The following is a 15315-nucleotide window of genomic DNA, read 5'->3' on the forward strand; positions in this document are numbered from 1 at the left end:
CGGACGGCCCCGCGCCACCAGCACCGCCGCACCGGAGCGGCGGGTCGGCAGCACCCGCAGCCCCAGCCCCGCGGCCGCCCGGCCGACGGCGCGCAGGAACCCGTCGTCCGCCGGTCCGTCCGCCCAGCGCACGGCGACCACGTGGTGCGGGCCGTGCAGATCGTGGCCGACCGCCTCGGCGCGGGCGTAGGCGCTGGTGTCGTCCGCGCCCGTGAGCAGGTCGTCCACCAGCTCGCGCCGCAGCCGCAGCTCCAGCTCGGCCAGCTCCCGCAGATGCGCCAGCTCCAGGGCGAGCGCGGACGCCGCGTGGTCCAGGGCGCGTACGGCCCGCTCGTCGGCCCGGCCCTCGGGGTCCACCAGGCACAGCGCGCCCAGCAGCTCGCCCCGCGGCGCGGCGACCGCGACCAGCCGGTCCCGCACCCGGGCCGGGCGGGACCGGCGGGCGGCGTCGCGCAGCAGCTCCTCGCGCTGCGCCGGATCGGGCTTCGGGTACGGATCGGGGCGCCCGGGGCCCGCCCAGGCCCGCAGGTTGCCGAACCGGTCCTCGACCGCGGCGGCCAGCCCGGTGACGCGGTGCAGCGCCCGGGCGATCCCCGCCTCGCGGTCGCCGCGGGCGGCGGCCCGGGCGAGGGCGTCGTGCACCTCATGCAGATGGCCCAGGTCGGAGAGGGAGCGGTCCAGCCGCCGCCGGATCGCCTCCCGCTCGCCCCGGGCCCGGCGCAGCTCGGCGGCCTGGGCGCGCTCGCGGCGGTGGGCGGCGGCGATGGACAGCGCCGCGGAGGTCTGGTGGACCAGGAGGGAGAGCAGGAACCGCTCGTCCTCGCCCGGCCGGTCCCGGGAACTGACCACCAGCGCGCCCCGCAGCCCGTCCGGCGGCCCCGACCCATGAGAAACGCGCGGCCCGTCAACGCACGCCCCGTCCGGAGCCCGGCGCACATCCGGCGCCCCCAGCCCGTCCGGCTCGCGCAGGGCGAACGCCCACCCCCAGGCCCGCCGGGGGAAGCGCACCGGACCGTCCCGGCCCGCCAGCTCCCTGACCTGCGCGTCCAGGGCCGCGGTCGCCCGGAAGCCGTCGTCCGGACAGCGCACCAGGCCGTCGCCGAGCAGCAGATAGCCCGCCTCGGCGCGGCCCGGGCCGACGGTACTGACCTGGGCCATCGCCCGGCGCAGTATCTCCGTCTCGTCCCGGCTGTCGAACATGGTCAGACAGCGCAGCATCAGCTCATCGGCGACACCTGATGGGGCCATGCGGTCACTCCGGGCGTCCTCGGCGCTCTGCCTCCTCGGCACCTCACTCCGTGCCGGAGTACCCCCATCCAGGCGAATCACCGCAAGAGGGCGAATTCAGGGGCGTAATTTCGACCTCGGGGACGCAGGCACATCACAGTCCGCCCTTGTCACCCTGACGGCGTGGGCCTCCGCCCCGCCAATGGTGCGGCCAATGACCCGATGGGCCGGGCCACCGGCGGCGGTGCGCACGTCCGGTCGCCCGTTACGGCAAGGAGGGTGAACGCCATGGCCATCGAGCCCGACCCCCATCTGTCCATGGTGCGCCCGGTCACCCCGCACACCCCGCAGGGGTGCGAGGAGTGTCTGCGCCTCGGGTCGCCCTGGGTGCATCTGCGGCTCTGCCTGACCTGCGGACACGTCGGCTGCTGCGACTCCTCCCCGCTCAAGCACGCCCGCGCCCATGCCGCGGCGGCGAGCCATCCCATCGTCGAGCCCCTGGAGGAGGGCGAGGAATGGCGGTGGTGCTACGTCCACGAGGCCCTGGTCTGACCTGGCGGCAACCACCGCCACGGAACCACCGGAACCACGAAACCACCAGAAACACGGACACGGAGGTGAAGGACGATGAGCATGCCCGTCCGACGACACCGGGGCGCAGGCCCCCTCGAACGCCCCCGGGGCTGGAGCCGCAACCCCCTGGCGGAATTCGACGATCTGCTCAGCCAGATGGGCGGACTCCTCGAATCCACCGTCGGCGCCGCCCCGCCCGCCCTCACCGCGTGGGCGCCCGCCGCCGACGTCACCGAGGCCGACGACGCCTACCGGGTCGAAGTGGACCTCCCCGGCGTCCGGCGCGCCGACGTGGACGTGGAGGTGAGCGGCCAGGAGCTGACCGTCTCCGGCGAGATCGGGGAACGCGAACGCGAGGGCGTGCTGCGCCGGAGCACCCGTCGCACCGGGCGCTTCGAGTACCGGATGCTGCTGCCCGCCGAGGTCAACACCGAGGCCGTCACGGCCGGGATGGCCGACGGTGTGCTCACCATCACCGTCCCGAAGGCGGAGGCCGTGAAACCCCGTCATGTCGAGATCACCGAGAGCGGGGAGATCGGCAGCGGGCAACAGGCCGAAGCCGGAAGGACGCGCGTGACCGAAGGGACCACCGAAGCCCAAGAGACTCAGGGTGCTCAAGGGGCCCAAGGAACTCAAGGTGCCCAAGAGGCCGATGAGACCCGCTCATCCGGCTGGGGGTTCCGCGGCCGCAACCGCTGAACCCGAAAACCCTCTCCACGGCGGCGCCCCACCCGGGCGCCGCCGACCGATGCCCGGCTTCTCCCGGCTTCTCCCCTCTCCGCGGGTACATCCGGATGGCCAATGTCCATTTCTCCTTTCCTCAGCCAACGGTTGATCAGTAATCTCGCCTCAGCAGCGGGTTGCCCTGCCGCTCTTCGTCGTGCTCCACTGCCCCGAGGACGCGGACGACCCCGAGGGCGGCCCCGGAAGCCGGAAGAGGGCGAAGGAAGTGCGGGACGTGAAAGCCACCTGGCGGCCGGCGGGCATCTACGCCACAGGCGCGGACATCGACGCCACAGGCGAGGACGAACCAGCCCCAGGCGGCGTCCCCCCGGCGAGGCGTGCGATATGACCTCGACGCCGGGCGGGCCGAGACGTCGGGACGGCGCCGGGAACGCCGAGGCGGACCACGAGAGGCTGCGGCGGTTCGCGGCGATCTGGAGCCGGGCCGTCCACCCGATGGCGGCCACCACCATGACCCTCGACGAGTTCGAGGACTATCTGCTGCCGCTGGCCCACCGGCTGAGCGAGGCCCTGCGCACCGACCCCTTCGACACCGCCGACGCCTACGAGGTGGGCGCCGCGCTGGTGGACGCCCAGTGCACCGAGCCCGAGGCGCTGCCCGCGATCCTCGGCATCATCGACGCGTACCTGGTGCTCTACTCCCCGCCGGACCGGCCGATGAGCGACGAGGACGTACGGGCCCGCTGCGCCCGGCTCCAGCACGCGCTCGCCGCCGGTTTCGTCCGGGCGCTGCGCGAGCGTGAGCGCGACGAGCGGAACGCCATCTCCCGCGCCGCCCTGACCGCGCGCGTCGAGGCCGAGAAGGCGCTGCACGCGAGCGAGGCCAAGTTCCAGGCCGTGTTCGAGGGCGCGGTGATCGGCGTGGGGATCGCCGGACTCGACGGCGAAGTCCTCGTCGTCAACGACGCGATGGCCAGGATGTTCGGCGGTGCCTCCTTCTTCCGCCCCGGCCGCAACGTCACCGAGTTCGTCCACCCCGACGACGCCCCGGGCGTCCACGAGCTGTACCGCGAGCTGGTGACGGGCGAGCGCGACCACTTCCGCATCGAGAAGCCGCACTACCGCGACGACGGCAGCGTGCTGTGGACCAATCTCACCGTCACCCTGCTCCGCGATTCCCATGGCGCGCCCCAGTACCAGCTCGCGCTCGCCGAGGACATCACCGAGCACCGGCTGCTGCGCGAGCGGCTGCGCTACGAGGCCACCCATGACGAGCTGACCGGGCTGCCCAACCGCGCCCTGTTGCTGGAACGCCTCGACCAGGTGCTCGCCGCCGCGGCCGACGCCCAGCGCTTCGGGGTGTGCTACCTGGACCTCGACGGCTTCAAGGCCGTCAACGACAGCCTCGGGCACGTGGCGGGGGACCGGATGCTGCGGGCCGTCGCGGAGCGGCTCCAGGGGTGCGTGACGTCCCCGCACGAGCTGGTCGCCCGGGTCGGCGGCGACGAGTTCCTGGCGCTGGTCACCGGGCCCGCCGCGCAGGCGGACGGCACCGCGATGGCCCGCCGGATGCTCGCCGCGCTCGCCGACCCCGTCCAGGTCGAGGGCCGCGAGCTGCGGGTACGGGCCAGCATCGGCGTCGTCGACGGGCGGGCCGGGGAGATCGGCCGGGCCGAGGTGCTGCGCAGCGCCGACATCACCATGTACCGGGCCAAGGCCGCGGGCGGCAACCGCTACGAACTCGCCGACGACGACTCCAACGCCCGGGTGATCGCCCGTCACAGCCTCAGCAACGGGCTGCCGTCGGCCCTGGAGAACGGCGAGTTCTTCATCGAGTACCAGCCGCTGGTACGGCTCGCCGACGGCACCGTACGCGGCGCCGAGGCGCTGGTGCGCTGGCTGCACCCGGTGCACGGGGTGCTCGGCCCGGACCAGTTCATCCCGCTCGCCGAGGACACCGGTCTGATCGTGCCGCTCGGCCGCTGGGTGCTGGAGCAGGCCGCCCGGCAGGCCCGCGCCTGGCAGGACGCCCCCGAGGGCGACGCCGAGCGGCTGCGGGTCAACGTCAACCTGTCGCCCTGTCAGCTGAGCCACCCCACGCTGGTGTCCGACACCGTGGCGGTCCTGGAGAACGCCGGGCTGTGCCCGAGCGCCCTGTGCCTGGAGGTCACCGAGAACGACCTCATCGGCGCCGACGAGGACGCCCTGCGGCCGCTGCGGCAACTCGCCGACCTGGGCGTGGACATCGCCCTGGACGACTTCGGCACCGGCTACTCCAACCTCTCGTACCTGCGCCGCCTCCCGGTCAGCACGCTCAAGCTGGACCGCTCCTTCACCCGCGGCATGCAGCGCGCCCCGGCCGACCCCGTCGACGTCAAGATCGTGGAGGGCATCGTCTCGCTGGCCCACACGCTCGACCTGGCGGTCACGGTGGAGGGCGTCGAGACGGCGGTGCAGGCCGAGCACCTGCGGATGCTGGGCTGCGACACCGCCCAGGGCTGGTACTACGCCCGCCCCGGCCCCCCGGAGCGACTGCACACCCTGGCGCTGGCCGACGCCAGCTGAGCGCCGTACGCCACCTGGGCACGCCGTACGCGCTCCTGTACGGGCGGGCCGGTCGCCCGGCCCGCCCGTGCCGCTACTCCGGCGCGTCCAGCAGCCGGGAGCGGATCAGGAAGCGCACGCCCTCCGGCGCCTCCAGCGAGAAGCCGCTGCCGCGCCCCGGCACCACGTCCACGGTCAGATGCGTGTGCCGCCACCGCTCGAACTGCGACGCGGACATCCAGAAGCCCACCGGCTTCTCGACCCCGTCCACCGCCAGCTCGCCGAGCAGCACATCGGACGCGCCCGTGCGGAACTCGCCCAGCGGGTAGCACATGGGCGCGCTGCCGTCGCAGCAGCCGCCCGACTGGTGGAACATCAGCGGTCCGTGCTCCGCGGTCAACTGGCGGATCAGTTCGGCCGCGGAGTCGGTCAGGGCGATGCGCGAGATCTCCGTCATCACCTCTCCGTCCCTCGGGGCACCCGCCGGTCTAGAAGAAGCCCAGCTTCTTCGGCGAGTACGACACCAGCAGGTTCTTCGTCTGCTGGTAGTGGTCCAGCATCATCTTGTGGGTCTCGCGCCCGATCCCCGACTGCTTGTAGCCGCCGAAGGCGGCGTGCGCCGGGTAGGCGTGGTAGCAGTTCGTCCACACCCGGCCCGCCTGGATCGCCCGTCCGGCCCGGTACGCGGCCGTGCCGTTCCGGGTCCAGACGCCCGCGCCGAGCCCGTACAGCGTGTCGTTGGCGATCTCGATCGCGTCCGAGAACTCCGCGAACCGGGCCACCGCCACCACCGGCCCGAAGATCTCCTCCTGGAAGACGCGCATGTGGTTGCCGCCCTCGAAGATGGTGGGCCGCACGTAGTAGCCGCCCGCCAGCTCGCCGCCCAGCTCGGCGCGGGTGCCGCCGGTGAGGACGCGGGCGCCCTCCTGCTTGCCGATGTCGAGGTAGGAGAGGATCTTCTCCAGCTGGTCGTTGGACGCCTGCGCGCCCATCATGGTGTCCGTGTCCAGCGGATGGCCCTGGACGATCTTCTCCGTACGGGCCACGGCCGCGTCCATGAAGTCCTGGTAGTGGCCGTCCTGGATCAGCGCGCGCGACGGACACGTGCACACCTCGCCCTGGTTGAGGGCGAACATGGTGAAGCCCTCGAGGGCCTTGTCGAGGAAGTCGTCGTCGGCGGCCGAGACGTCGTCGAAGAAGATGTTCGGGCTCTTGCCACCGAGTTCCAGCGTGACCGGGATCAGGTTCTCGCTCGCGTACTGCATGATCAGCCGGCCGGTCGTGGTCTCGCCGGTGAAGGCAACCTTGGCCACCCGCGGGCTGGACGCCAGCGGCTTTCCGGCCTCCACGCCGAAGCCGTTGACGATGTTGACGACGCCGGGCGGCAGCAGGTCGGCCACCCGGTTCATCCAGACGTGGATCGAGGCGGGCGTCTGCTCGGCGGGCTTGAGGATCACCGCGTTGCCCGCGGCGAGCGCCGGGGCGAGCTTCCAGGCGGCCATCAGGATCGGGAAGTTCCACGGGATGATCTGGGCGACCACGCCCAGGGGCTCGTGGAAGTGGTAGGCGACCGTGTCGTCGTCGATCTCGGAGAGGCTGCCCTCCTGGGCGCGCATCGCCCCCGCGAAGTAGCGGAAGTGGTCGATGGCCAGCGGGATGTCGGCGGCCAGGGTCTCCCGTACCGGCTTGCCGTTCTCCCAGCTCTCCGCGACGGCCAGCTCTTCGAGGTGCTGCTCCATGCGGTCCGCGATCCTCAGCAGCACCGCGGCGCGCTCGGCGGGCGCGGTGCGGCCCCAGGCGGGCGCGGCCGCGTGCGCGGCGTCCAGGGCGCGTTCGACGTCCTCGGCGGTGCCCCGGGCGATCTCGGTGAACGGCTGCCCGTTGACCGGGGTCGGGTTCTCGAAGTAGCGCCCCTTGGCGGGCGGTACGTACTCCCCGCCGATCCAGTGGTCGTAGCGCGGCTGGTAGCTGACAACCGATCCCTCGGAGCCGGGGTTTGCGTAACGCGTCATGGGGGCGGCCCTCCCTGTTGTGCCTGCGGGCTCCGCCCGCCACGGGACGGGCGGAGATGTGGGGAGGCTAGACGTGGCAACGTTGCAGCAACGTTGCGTCCCCGTGGTCGTCCTCCCGCGGGCCGTCCTCCCGGGCGGTGCCCGCCAGTCCGTACACCTCGCGCAGCCGCCGCACCCGCGCCGCCGGGGCCGCCCGGGCGGGGGAGTGCGGCGGATGGGCGGCCAGCAGCGCCTCCGCCACCTCCAGGTCGTCCTCGCCCCACGGCGTCTGCGCCCAGCGCCGCAGCAGCTCCGGGTCACCGCCGGACAGCACGGCCCGCCGCAGCCCGTCCTCCAGGTCCCGCCGCATCCGGCACACCCCGGGCGCCTCCGACATCGGCAGCAGCGGCCCCGGATACGCCCGCAGGGCCGTGGCCACCTCACCGGCCGCCAACTCCCCGGCCGCCACGCTCACATCGGTCCGCACCGGCGCGCACAGCCGGTACGGACGCGAGCCCAGCAGCGGACCCACCAGCCGGCGCAGCCGGGACATCTCGGCGCGCAGCGTCACGGGCGACCGGTGGTCGGCCCGCGGCCCGTACAGCTCCAGCGCCAGCCGGTCGCCGCTGAGGCCCTCCGGATGGCCCGCGAGCAGCACCATGATCTCGCTGTGCCGCCGCCCGAGCCGCAGCCGCCGCTCGTCGGTGACGAGCAGCGCCTCGTCGCGGCCCAGCGCCGTCAGCGCGACGCGCGGTCCGCGGGCCGGGGGCGCCATGGCGGCGAGCTGCGCCTCGGCGGCGCGGGCGGTCGCCTGGACCAGGGCGAGGCTGTGCGGGGCGGCCAGATGGTCGCCGCCGGTGAGGTCCACCGCGCCCAGCAGCCGCCCGGAGTGCGGGTCGTGGATGGGGGCCGCGGCGCAGGTCCACGGTTGCACGCTGCGGTTGAAGTGCTCCGTGGCGAAAATCTGCACCGCGTGGTCGAGCGTGAGCGCGGTACCGGGGGCGTTGGTCCCGGCGTGGCGCTCGTCCCAGCGCGCCCCGGCCACGAAGTTCATCCGCTCGGCCCGGTGGCGCATCCCCGTGTGCCCCTCCACCCACAGCATGCGGCCGAGGTCGTCGCAGACCGCGAGGAGATGGGCGCCGTCGTGCGCGATGCTCCCGAGCAGCTCGCGGAAGAGGGGCATCACCCCGGCCAGCGGATGGTCGGCCCGGTACGCCTCCAGCGCGTCGTCCGCCAGATCGATCGGCGCCACGCACTCCTGCGCCACCCGGGCGTCGACGGAGCGCCGCCAGGAGTCCGCCACCACCGGGCGGACGGCCGGGCCCACGGCCCCCTCCGTCAGGAACGCCTCGTGCGCGCGGCGCACCGCACGGGTGCGCTCCGCCGGATCGGTGCCGGACGCCATCGCCAGCCAGGGATTGACCACGGGGCCTCGCTCAACGGTACGGATGGTCGGGTGGGTCGGAGGGTCAGGTGGGAGGGGCGGCGGGGACGGCGCAGCCGCCGGGCGCGGGGGCGGGTGCGAAGCCGGGCGGTGAGGCGTAGCCGCAGGAGTGGCAGATCTTCCACCCGTCCTGGTTGACGGCGAGTTGGCCGCCACAGCTCGGGCACTGCTCGGAACTCATGATCGATCCTTTGGTTCATGCGCAACGGGCCGGTCAGGGCCACCCCAGCGCTCAGATTTCCTTGTGAGGCGGTTGCCCCGCAATAGTCAGAACAAGCCGCGTTGCGATACGGCTCCGGTGCCGGATCGGTTCATCGGAGCGCGGGTTTTCGGCGCATGCGTGCGGCATGTGCGTGAGGCGCTTGCGCGCGGGGCTACTGGCGGGTACGAAGGAGCCGGGAGCCCCCTGGCTCCCGGCTCCGCCGGCTGATCGCCTGCGTCGGTTGACGGCCTCATTGACGGCCTCAGCTGATGGCCTTGATCAGCTCTCCGCTGGTGGTGTCGCCGCTCAGCTCCCAGAAGAAGGTGCCGCCGAGGCCCTGCTGCTGCTTGTAGGTCATCTTCCCGGCGATGGTGGCGGGGGTGTCGTAGCTCCACCACTGGTTGCCGCAGTGCGCGTACGCCGTTCCGGCGATCGTGCCGGTGGCCGGGCACTTGCTCTTGAGCACCTTGTAGTCCTCGATGCCCGCCTCGTACGTCCCCGGCGCGGCGCCGGTCGCGGTGCCGCCGGGGGCGGCCTGGCTGACGCCGCTCCAGCCGCGTCCGTAGAAGCCGACGCCGAGCAGCAGCTTCGAGGCCGGGACGCCGAGCCCCTTGAGCTTCTGGATCGCGGCGTCGCTGTAGAAGCCCTGCTGGGGCAGGCCGCTGTAGGAGGTCAGCGGCGAGTGCGGGGCGGTCGGGCCCTGGGCCGCCCAGGCGCCGAAGAAGTCGTACGTCATGGGGTTGTACCAGTCCACGTATTGCGCGGCGCCCGCGTAGTCGGCGGCGTCGATCTTGCCGCCGGAGGAGGCGTCGGCCGTGATCGCGGCGGTGACCAGGTTGTTCTGGCCGAACTTGGCGCGCATCGCGGCCATCACGTTCTTGAACGCGGCCCGGCCGCTGGTGTCGCAGGTGTTGCCGCAGGTGTTGGGGTACTCCCAGTCGATGTCGATGCCGTCGAAGACGTCCGCCCAGCGGGAGTCCTCGACCAGGTTGTAACAGGACTCGGCGAACGCCGCGGGGTTCTTGGCCGCCTCGCCGAACCCGGACGACCAGGTCCAGCCGCCGAAGGACCACAGGACCTTGAGGTTCGGGTGCAGCTTCTTGAGCTTGCGCAGCTGGTTGAAGTTGCCGCGCAGGGCGCCCGCGTCCCAGGTGTCGGCCTTGCCGTCGACGCTGCTCGCCGCGTCGTACGCCTTGTCGTAGTCGGCGTAGGCGTCACCTATCGCGCATTTGCCGCCGGTGACGTTGCCGAAGGCATAGTTGATGTGGGTGAGCTTGGCGGCGGACCCGGAGGTCTCCACGTTCTTGACGTGGTAGTTCCGCTGGTAGATGCCCCATTCGGTGAAGTAGCCGACCACCTTGTTGCCGGCCGCCCGCGGAGCCTCGGCGCTGGTGGGGGAGTCCGCCGCCGGGGCGGCGCCGGGGCTGGCCGTCGCCGCGCCCGCGAGCAGGGTGGCGGTCAGCACCGCCGTCGAGAGGGCCGCGAGTGCGGCGCGTAGTCCGCGTGGTCTGAGCATGGATTCTCCTCGGTGGGGGGGTGAGGGGAGATGAAGTGCCCGACGACCTGACCCGATATTGACATGCACGCGCAGGGCAGGGTGGGAGAACGGTAGAAGGACTAGACCAGTGGGGTCAATGGTCTGGGCCAATCCGGTCCGGGCAACACCCGGACGGACGAACTTTGTTGAAGATCGATACACCGGTGACGCGGGCCCTGCGATCGGGCATACTCCAACCGCCACGGTGCAGGTCATCACCCGTTCGTGATCCGACGGGAGGGCCGGCTCGACGGCAGGACACGGGCGGCGCCGCCCCACACCGGGCGCGTATGCCGCCGCCGAGCCCTACAGGGAGAGGAGAGCGCCGCCATGACCGACCACGGTCCGCAGCCGGTGGAACGCGAACTGCCCACTGAGGAAGCCCGCGACCTGATCTCGCTCGTCCGCGAGCTGACCGAGCGGGAGATCCGTCCCCGCGCCGCCGAGGAGGAGGCCGCCGGGCACTTCCCCCGCGAACTGTTCACCCTGCTGTCCGAATCGGGGCTGCTGGGGCTGGTGTACTCCGAGGAGTTCGGCGGCGGAGACCAGCCGTACGAGGTCTACCTCCAGGTCCTGGAGGAGCTGGCCGCGGCCCGCCTCACCGTCGGCCTCGGCGTCAGCGTCCACACCCTGTCCTGCCACGGTCTCGCCGGGTACGGCAGCAAGGAGCAGCTGGCCGAGCACCTTCCGGCGATGCTGGGCGGCGGGCTGCTCGGGGCGTACTGCCTCTCCGAGCCCTCCTCCGGCTCCGATGCCGCCGCCCTCACCACCCGGGCCACCCGGGAGGGCGACACCTGGACGCTGGAGGGCGGCAAGGCGTGGATCACCCACGGCGGCATCGCGGACTTCTACACCGTCCTCGCCCGCACGGGCCCCGAGCGCACCCGGGGCATCAGCGCGTTCCTGGTGCCCGGTGACGCCCCCGGGCTCTCCGCCGCCGCCCCCGAGCGCAAGATGGGCATGAACGGGTCGCCCACCGCGCAGATCCACCTCGACCGGGTCCGGATCCCCGACACCCGCCGCATCGGCGAGGAGGGTCAGGGCTTCGCCATCGCCCTGTCCGCCCTCGACGCGGGCCGCCTGGGCATCGCGGCCTGCGCGATCGGCCTCGCGCAGGCGGCCCTGGACGAGGCGCTGGCGTACACCGCGCAGCGGCGGCAGTTCGGTCGCCCGATAGCCGACTTCCAGGGGCTGCGGTTCATGCTGGCCGACATGGCCACCCAGATCGAGGCCGGGCGCGCCCTCTACCTGGCCGCCGCCCGGCTGCGGGACGCGGGCCGGCCGTTCTCCAAGCAGGCGGCCATGGCCAAGCTGTTCTGCACCGACACCGCGATGCGCGTCACGACCGACGCGGTTCAGCTGTTCGGCGGCTACGGCTACACGGCGGACTTCCCGGTCGAGCGCTATATGCGCGAGGCCAAGGTCCTCCAGATCGTGGAGGGCACCAACCAGATCCAGCGCGTGGTCATCGCGCGCAGCGTCGCGGGTCCGGAAAGCCGGTAGGCGGCGTTCGCCGCACGCGGATTGCCGTTACGGAGCGGTCAGGGGGCGCGGCAGCGCCGGGCCCCCGCCGTGTTCGCGTGTCCTGCGAGGCGTGACGGTGTTTACGAGCGGGACGCGGCGTGGCGCGGCGTCATCGGCGTCCTGATCGGGCGCGAGCCCGGGCCGCCGATGTGCGAGAAGGGCTGCTTCCGCCAGTCCAGGCCCTCCGGAAGCGTCAGCAGCAGCGCCGCGTCCTGCTCGAGTGCGTCGAGCGAGGCGTCCGCGGCGGCGGCCTCCGCCACCCCGCGCCCGGTACCGGCACACACCGTCAGCCCGAACGGGTTCCACGGAGACGGGCACAGCGCGTGCTCCGGAAGGACGTCCTCGTCCGCGAGCAGGGCGATGGGCTGCGCGCAGTCCGGGCAGATGACCCGGAACATCTCGTAGGTCTCGTAGGATTCGACGTCGCCTTCGTCGAGGCGCTCAACATGCGGCATGAGATTTTCCCCCTCGGGTGGGCTGGCCAGGCGCGTCGGCCTCGACCACAGCAAGCATTTCCCTTGCCGCCGCATAGGTAATCGCCGCATCTCATAGGACACCCATGAGGAGATGTGGTGTTCGTCACATGCCCCGTGCAGATGCGTCGCGCCGCACCGGGTAAACGGGTGCGCCCGCTGTGCCCGGACGCCTCCGACCACATAAGGTGATCGGCTGTGGAGGAGTTGGACAGACAAATCGTGGAGCTGCTCGTCAAGGACGGGCGGATGAGCTACACGGACCTGGGCAAGGCCACCGGCCTGTCCACATCGGCCGTGCATCAGCGGGTCCGTCGCCTCGAACAGCGGGGTGTCATCCGCGGTTACGCGGCCGTCGTGGACCCGGAGGCCGTGGGGCTGCCCCTGACCGCCTTCATCTCGGTGAAACCCTTCGACCCCAGCGCGCCGGACGACATCTCCGACCGGCTCGCCGAGGTGCCGGAGATCGAGGCGTGCCACAGCGTCGCGGGCGACGAGAACTACATCCTCAAGGTACGGGTCGCCACGCCGCTGGAGCTGGAGCACCTGCTCAGCCGGATCCGCTCGCTGGCCGGGGTCTCCACCCGCACCACCGTCGTCCTGTCCACTCCGTACGAGGCGCGCCCGCCGCGCGTCTGACCGACTCCGTACGGGCCCGGCCGGACGTGTGATCCCCCGTGCCCGGAAACGTCCGAAAACCGACCCCGCGAGGCAGCCCGCCGTGAACGACCCGACCCCCGTCCAGGCCGACGAAGGCCGTACCGTCCTGCTGCGCGGGGGCGAGGTGCACAGCCCCGCCGACCCGTTCGCGACCGCGATGGTCATCGAGGGCGACACCATCGCCTGGGTCGGCTCCGAGGGCGCCGCGGACGGCTTCGCCGACGGCGTGGACGAGGTGGTGCGGCTGGACGGGGCGCTGGTGACCCCCGCGTTCACCGATGCGCATGTGCACACCACCGCCACCGGGCTCGCCCTCACCGGCCTCGATCTGACGGGCGTCCCCACCCTCGCCGACGCCCTGGAGCGGGTGCGTGCGCACGCCGCCGCCCACCCCGCCGACCCGGTGCTTCTCGGCCATGGCTGGGACGCCAGCGGCTGGCCCGATGGCCGCCCGCCCTCCCGCGCCGAACTGGATGGGGCCACCGGCGGCCGGCCCCTCTACCTCAGCCGGGCCGACGTGCACTCCGCCGTGGTCACCACGGCGCTGCTCGACCGCGTCCCGGACATCACCGGACGCACCGGCTACCACCCCGACGCGCCGCTCACCGCCGACGCCCACCACGCCGTACGCGCCGCCGCGTACGCGAGCGTGACGGCGCGGCAGCGCGAGGACGCCCAGCGCGCCGCCCTCGCCCACGCCGCCTCGATGGGCATCGGCTCGGTCCACGAATGCGCGGGCCCCGGCATCTCCGGCGAGGACGACCTCACCGGGCTGCTGCGGCTCGCCGCCGAGGAGCCCGGCCCCCGGGTCCACGGCTACTGGGCCGAGGCCGTGACGAGCGCCGCCGACCTGGAGAAGGTACGGGCGCTGGGCGCCGCCGGGGCCGCCGGAGACCTCTTCGTGGACGGCTCCCTCGGCTCCCACACCGCCTGCCTCCACGCGCCGTACGCCGACGCCCCGCACAGCGGCACCGCCTACCTGGACGCGGCCGCCGTCGCCACCCATGTCGCCGTCTGCACCGAGGGCGGCGTCCAGGCCGGGTTCCACGCCATCGGCGACGCCGCCGTCTCCGCCGTCGTCGAGGGCGTACGGGCCGCCGCCGACCAGGTCGGCCTCGCCCGGATCCGCGCCGCCCGGCACCGCGTCGAGCACGCCGAGATGCTCACCCCCGAGACCATCGCCGCCTTCGCCGACCTCGGCCTCACCGCCTCCGTCCAGCCCGCCTTCGACGCCGCCTGGGGCGGCGAGGAGGGCATGTACGCCCAGCGGCTCGGCCCCGAGCGGGCCCGCACCCTCAACCCGTACGCGGCGCTGCTGCGGGCCGGGGTGCCCCTCGCGCTCGGCTCCGACAGCCCCGTCACCCCGCTGGACCCGTGGGGCACCGTGCGCGCCGCCGCCTTCCACCGCACCCCCGAGCACCGCGTCTCCGCCCGCGCCGCCTTCACCGCCCACACCCGCGGCGGCTGGCGGGCCATCGGTCGGGACGACGCGGGCGTCCTCGTGCCCGGCGCGCCCGCCGACTACGCGGTGTGGCGGACCGGCGAACTCGTCGTCCAGGTCCCCGACACGCGGGTGGCGGGCTGGTCGACCGATCCGCGCTCCGGCACGCCCGGGCTGCCCGACCTCACTCCCGGCGGCCAACTGCCCGTGTGCGTGCGCACGGTGGTGGGCGGACGCACCGTGCACAGCCGTCCGGACGAGTGACGCGGCGCGTTCGCGTACCGCCGAACGATGTCCCACCGGCCTGTCGCAGCGGCTGAACATTGTCCGTACTGACCTGGTCATTTGAGGAAACGGCGCAGGTCATGCGACTGTTGACAGGGTCCGGTCGGTGGCCGGTAGGTTCGGCCCCGTCCACCACTGGACACCCGACCGGGGAATCTTCACGCAGTCGTCGAACGCCGCTGGGCCAGAGGGAGACGCGCCGCCCAGGCCGTCACCACTGGGAGCCAGGTCCAGCGCACGGGGGCGAGGAAGGGTCGCCGGGTCGGCAGGTGCGACCCGGGAGGGGCCCGGACGCTCAGTAGACAACGGCTCTCGGTCGACCCGCAGCCAGCGGGTCCCAGGCCGGCCCGAAGGGCGTCGGGCCCCCATCCGCACGCACACGGCGGACCGCCCCCCCCGCGAGGGGGCGGCATCCGCCGAAACTCCGCCGCATCCAGGAACCCGATCTCGACAGGTCCGCACAGGTCGGAACAGGGAACCCCGGTCTTCCTTCCCTGCGTTCCCCACCTCGGGGACACAGCCGCGCGCCCGCGTTATACGGTCAACCTCACCACAGCTTGATTGGCAGGAAGGCCGCACCGTGCCCTCGGGTTCCGACACCACCGCCGAAGCCGCCTCGTCCGGCCCGGCCGAAGAACGACCGGACGGGCCGCGGACGCCCGCGGACGCGCCCCGTACGGGCGACCGGGGCGACGCCGCGGCGGAGGCGTCCACGCCCCCCGGCGGGGGC

Annotated in this window: 13 protein-coding genes; 6 read left to right on the forward strand and 7 right to left on the reverse strand. The window is 73.1% G+C overall.

The window, feature by feature from the left end; genetic code table 11:
- Positions 1 to 1248, reverse strand: a 1248-nt coding sequence (locus EEJ42_RS42165; RefSeq protein ID WP_123107430.1) for a transcriptional regulator, incomplete at its 3' end; no start/stop codon positions are given.
- 267 nt (positions 1249 to 1515) lie between these two features.
- Between EEJ42_RS42165 and EEJ42_RS42170 the strand changes: the two genes are divergently transcribed.
- From EEJ42_RS42170 to EEJ42_RS42180, 3 genes are all read left to right on the forward strand, one after another.
- Positions 1516 to 1779: a UBP-type zinc finger domain-containing protein gene (locus EEJ42_RS42170; protein ID WP_123107431.1), complete on the forward strand. Its 264-nt coding sequence runs from the start codon at positions 1516 to 1518 to the stop codon at positions 1777 to 1779.
- 81 nt (positions 1780 to 1860) lie between these two features.
- Positions 1861 to 2499 carry an Hsp20/alpha crystallin family protein gene (locus tag EEJ42_RS42175; RefSeq protein ID WP_342778406.1) on the forward strand — a complete coding sequence of 213 codons (639 nt, stop codon included), beginning with the start codon at positions 1861 to 1863 and terminating at the stop codon, positions 2497 to 2499.
- Between the two features lie 369 nt (positions 2500 to 2868).
- The gene (locus tag EEJ42_RS42180) at positions 2869 to 5049 is read left to right on the forward strand and encodes a putative bifunctional diguanylate cyclase/phosphodiesterase (RefSeq protein ID WP_246097715.1); all 2181 of its coding nucleotides are present in this window, start codon (positions 2869 to 2871) and stop codon (positions 5047 to 5049) included.
- A gap of 73 nt (positions 5050 to 5122) precedes the next feature.
- Here the strand turns inward: EEJ42_RS42180 and EEJ42_RS42185 are convergent, their stop codons facing one another.
- The 5 genes from EEJ42_RS42185 to EEJ42_RS42200 form a co-directional block, all read right to left on the reverse strand.
- Entirely contained in the window at positions 5123 to 5485 is a 363-nt protein-coding gene (locus EEJ42_RS42185) for a DUF779 domain-containing protein (RefSeq protein WP_123107433.1), read from the reverse strand.
- A 31-nt stretch (positions 5486 to 5516) separates the two neighbouring features.
- Positions 5517 to 7040 (reverse strand): aldehyde dehydrogenase, encoded by a 1524-nt coding sequence (gene adh / locus EEJ42_RS42190; protein WP_123107434.1) that lies wholly within the window; start codon positions 7038 to 7040, stop codon positions 5517 to 5519.
- Positions 7041 to 7107: 67 nt separating this feature from the next.
- Positions 7108 to 8445 (reverse strand): helix-turn-helix domain-containing protein, encoded by a 1338-nt coding sequence (locus EEJ42_RS42195; RefSeq protein WP_246097716.1) that lies wholly within the window; start codon positions 8443 to 8445, stop codon positions 7108 to 7110.
- A 43-nt stretch (positions 8446 to 8488) separates the two neighbouring features.
- Complete coding sequence (locus EEJ42_RS51475) at positions 8489 to 8644, reverse strand: hypothetical protein (RefSeq protein ID WP_179933135.1); 156 nt, start codon at positions 8642 to 8644, stop codon at positions 8489 to 8491.
- 283 nt (positions 8645 to 8927) lie between these two features.
- Positions 8928 to 10181 carry a glycoside hydrolase family 18 protein gene (locus EEJ42_RS42200; protein ID WP_123107435.1) on the reverse strand — a complete coding sequence of 418 codons (1254 nt, stop codon included), beginning with the start codon at positions 10179 to 10181 and terminating at the stop codon, positions 8928 to 8930.
- A gap of 351 nt (positions 10182 to 10532) precedes the next feature.
- On the opposite strand from EEJ42_RS42200, the gene EEJ42_RS42205 reads away from it, so the two are divergent.
- Positions 10533 to 11705 carry an acyl-CoA dehydrogenase family protein gene (locus EEJ42_RS42205; RefSeq protein ID WP_123107436.1) on the forward strand — a complete coding sequence of 391 codons (1173 nt, stop codon included), beginning with the start codon at positions 10533 to 10535 and terminating at the stop codon, positions 11703 to 11705.
- Positions 11706 to 11806: 101 nt separating this feature from the next.
- Here the strand turns inward: EEJ42_RS42205 and EEJ42_RS42210 are convergent, their stop codons facing one another.
- Entirely contained in the window at positions 11807 to 12181 is a 375-nt protein-coding gene (locus tag EEJ42_RS42210) for a hypothetical protein (protein WP_123107437.1), read from the reverse strand.
- Between the two features lie 216 nt (positions 12182 to 12397).
- Between EEJ42_RS42210 and EEJ42_RS42215 the strand changes: the two genes are divergently transcribed.
- Complete coding sequence (locus tag EEJ42_RS42215) at positions 12398 to 12838, forward strand: Lrp/AsnC family transcriptional regulator (RefSeq protein WP_009713557.1); 441 nt, start codon at positions 12398 to 12400, stop codon at positions 12836 to 12838.
- 82 nt (positions 12839 to 12920) lie between these two features.
- The gene (locus EEJ42_RS42220) at positions 12921 to 14564 is read left to right on the forward strand and encodes an amidohydrolase (protein WP_123107438.1); all 1644 of its coding nucleotides are present in this window, start codon (positions 12921 to 12923) and stop codon (positions 14562 to 14564) included.
- Positions 14565 to 15315 lie beyond the last annotated feature (751 nt).

Origin of the sequence: Streptomyces botrytidirepellens (assembly GCF_003721215.1) — a bacterium.
Classification (GTDB): Bacteria; Actinomycetota; Actinomycetes; order Streptomycetales; family Streptomycetaceae; genus Streptomyces; species Streptomyces himastatinicus.

Bases quoted from the DNA above. Each gene is read 5' to 3' on its own strand.
- EEJ42_RS42185 (WP_123107433.1), bottom strand. From the start codon at position 5,485: ATGACGGAGATCTCGCGCATCGCCCTGACCGACTCCGCGGCCGAACTG.
- EEJ42_RS42200 (WP_123107435.1), bottom strand. From the start codon at position 10,181: ATGCTCAGACCACGCGGACTACGCGCCGCACTCGCGGCCCTCTCGACG.
- adh (WP_123107434.1), bottom strand. From the start codon at position 7,040: ATGACGCGTTACGCAAACCCCGGCTCCGAGGGATCGGTTGTCAGCTAC.
- EEJ42_RS51475 (WP_179933135.1), bottom strand. From the start codon at position 8,644: ATGAGTTCCGAGCAGTGCCCGAGCTGTGGCGGCCAACTCGCCGTCAAC.
- EEJ42_RS42205 (WP_123107436.1), top strand. From the start codon at position 10,533: ATGACCGACCACGGTCCGCAGCCGGTGGAACGCGAACTGCCCACTGAG.
- EEJ42_RS42170 (WP_123107431.1), top strand. From the start codon at position 1,516: ATGGCCATCGAGCCCGACCCCCATCTGTCCATGGTGCGCCCGGTCACC.
- EEJ42_RS42180 (WP_246097715.1), top strand. From the start codon at position 2,869: ATGACCTCGACGCCGGGCGGGCCGAGACGTCGGGACGGCGCCGGGAAC.
- EEJ42_RS42175 (WP_342778406.1), top strand. From the start codon at position 1,861: ATGCCCGTCCGACGACACCGGGGCGCAGGCCCCCTCGAACGCCCCCGG.
- EEJ42_RS42210 (WP_123107437.1), bottom strand. From the start codon at position 12,181: ATGCCGCATGTTGAGCGCCTCGACGAAGGCGACGTCGAATCCTACGAG.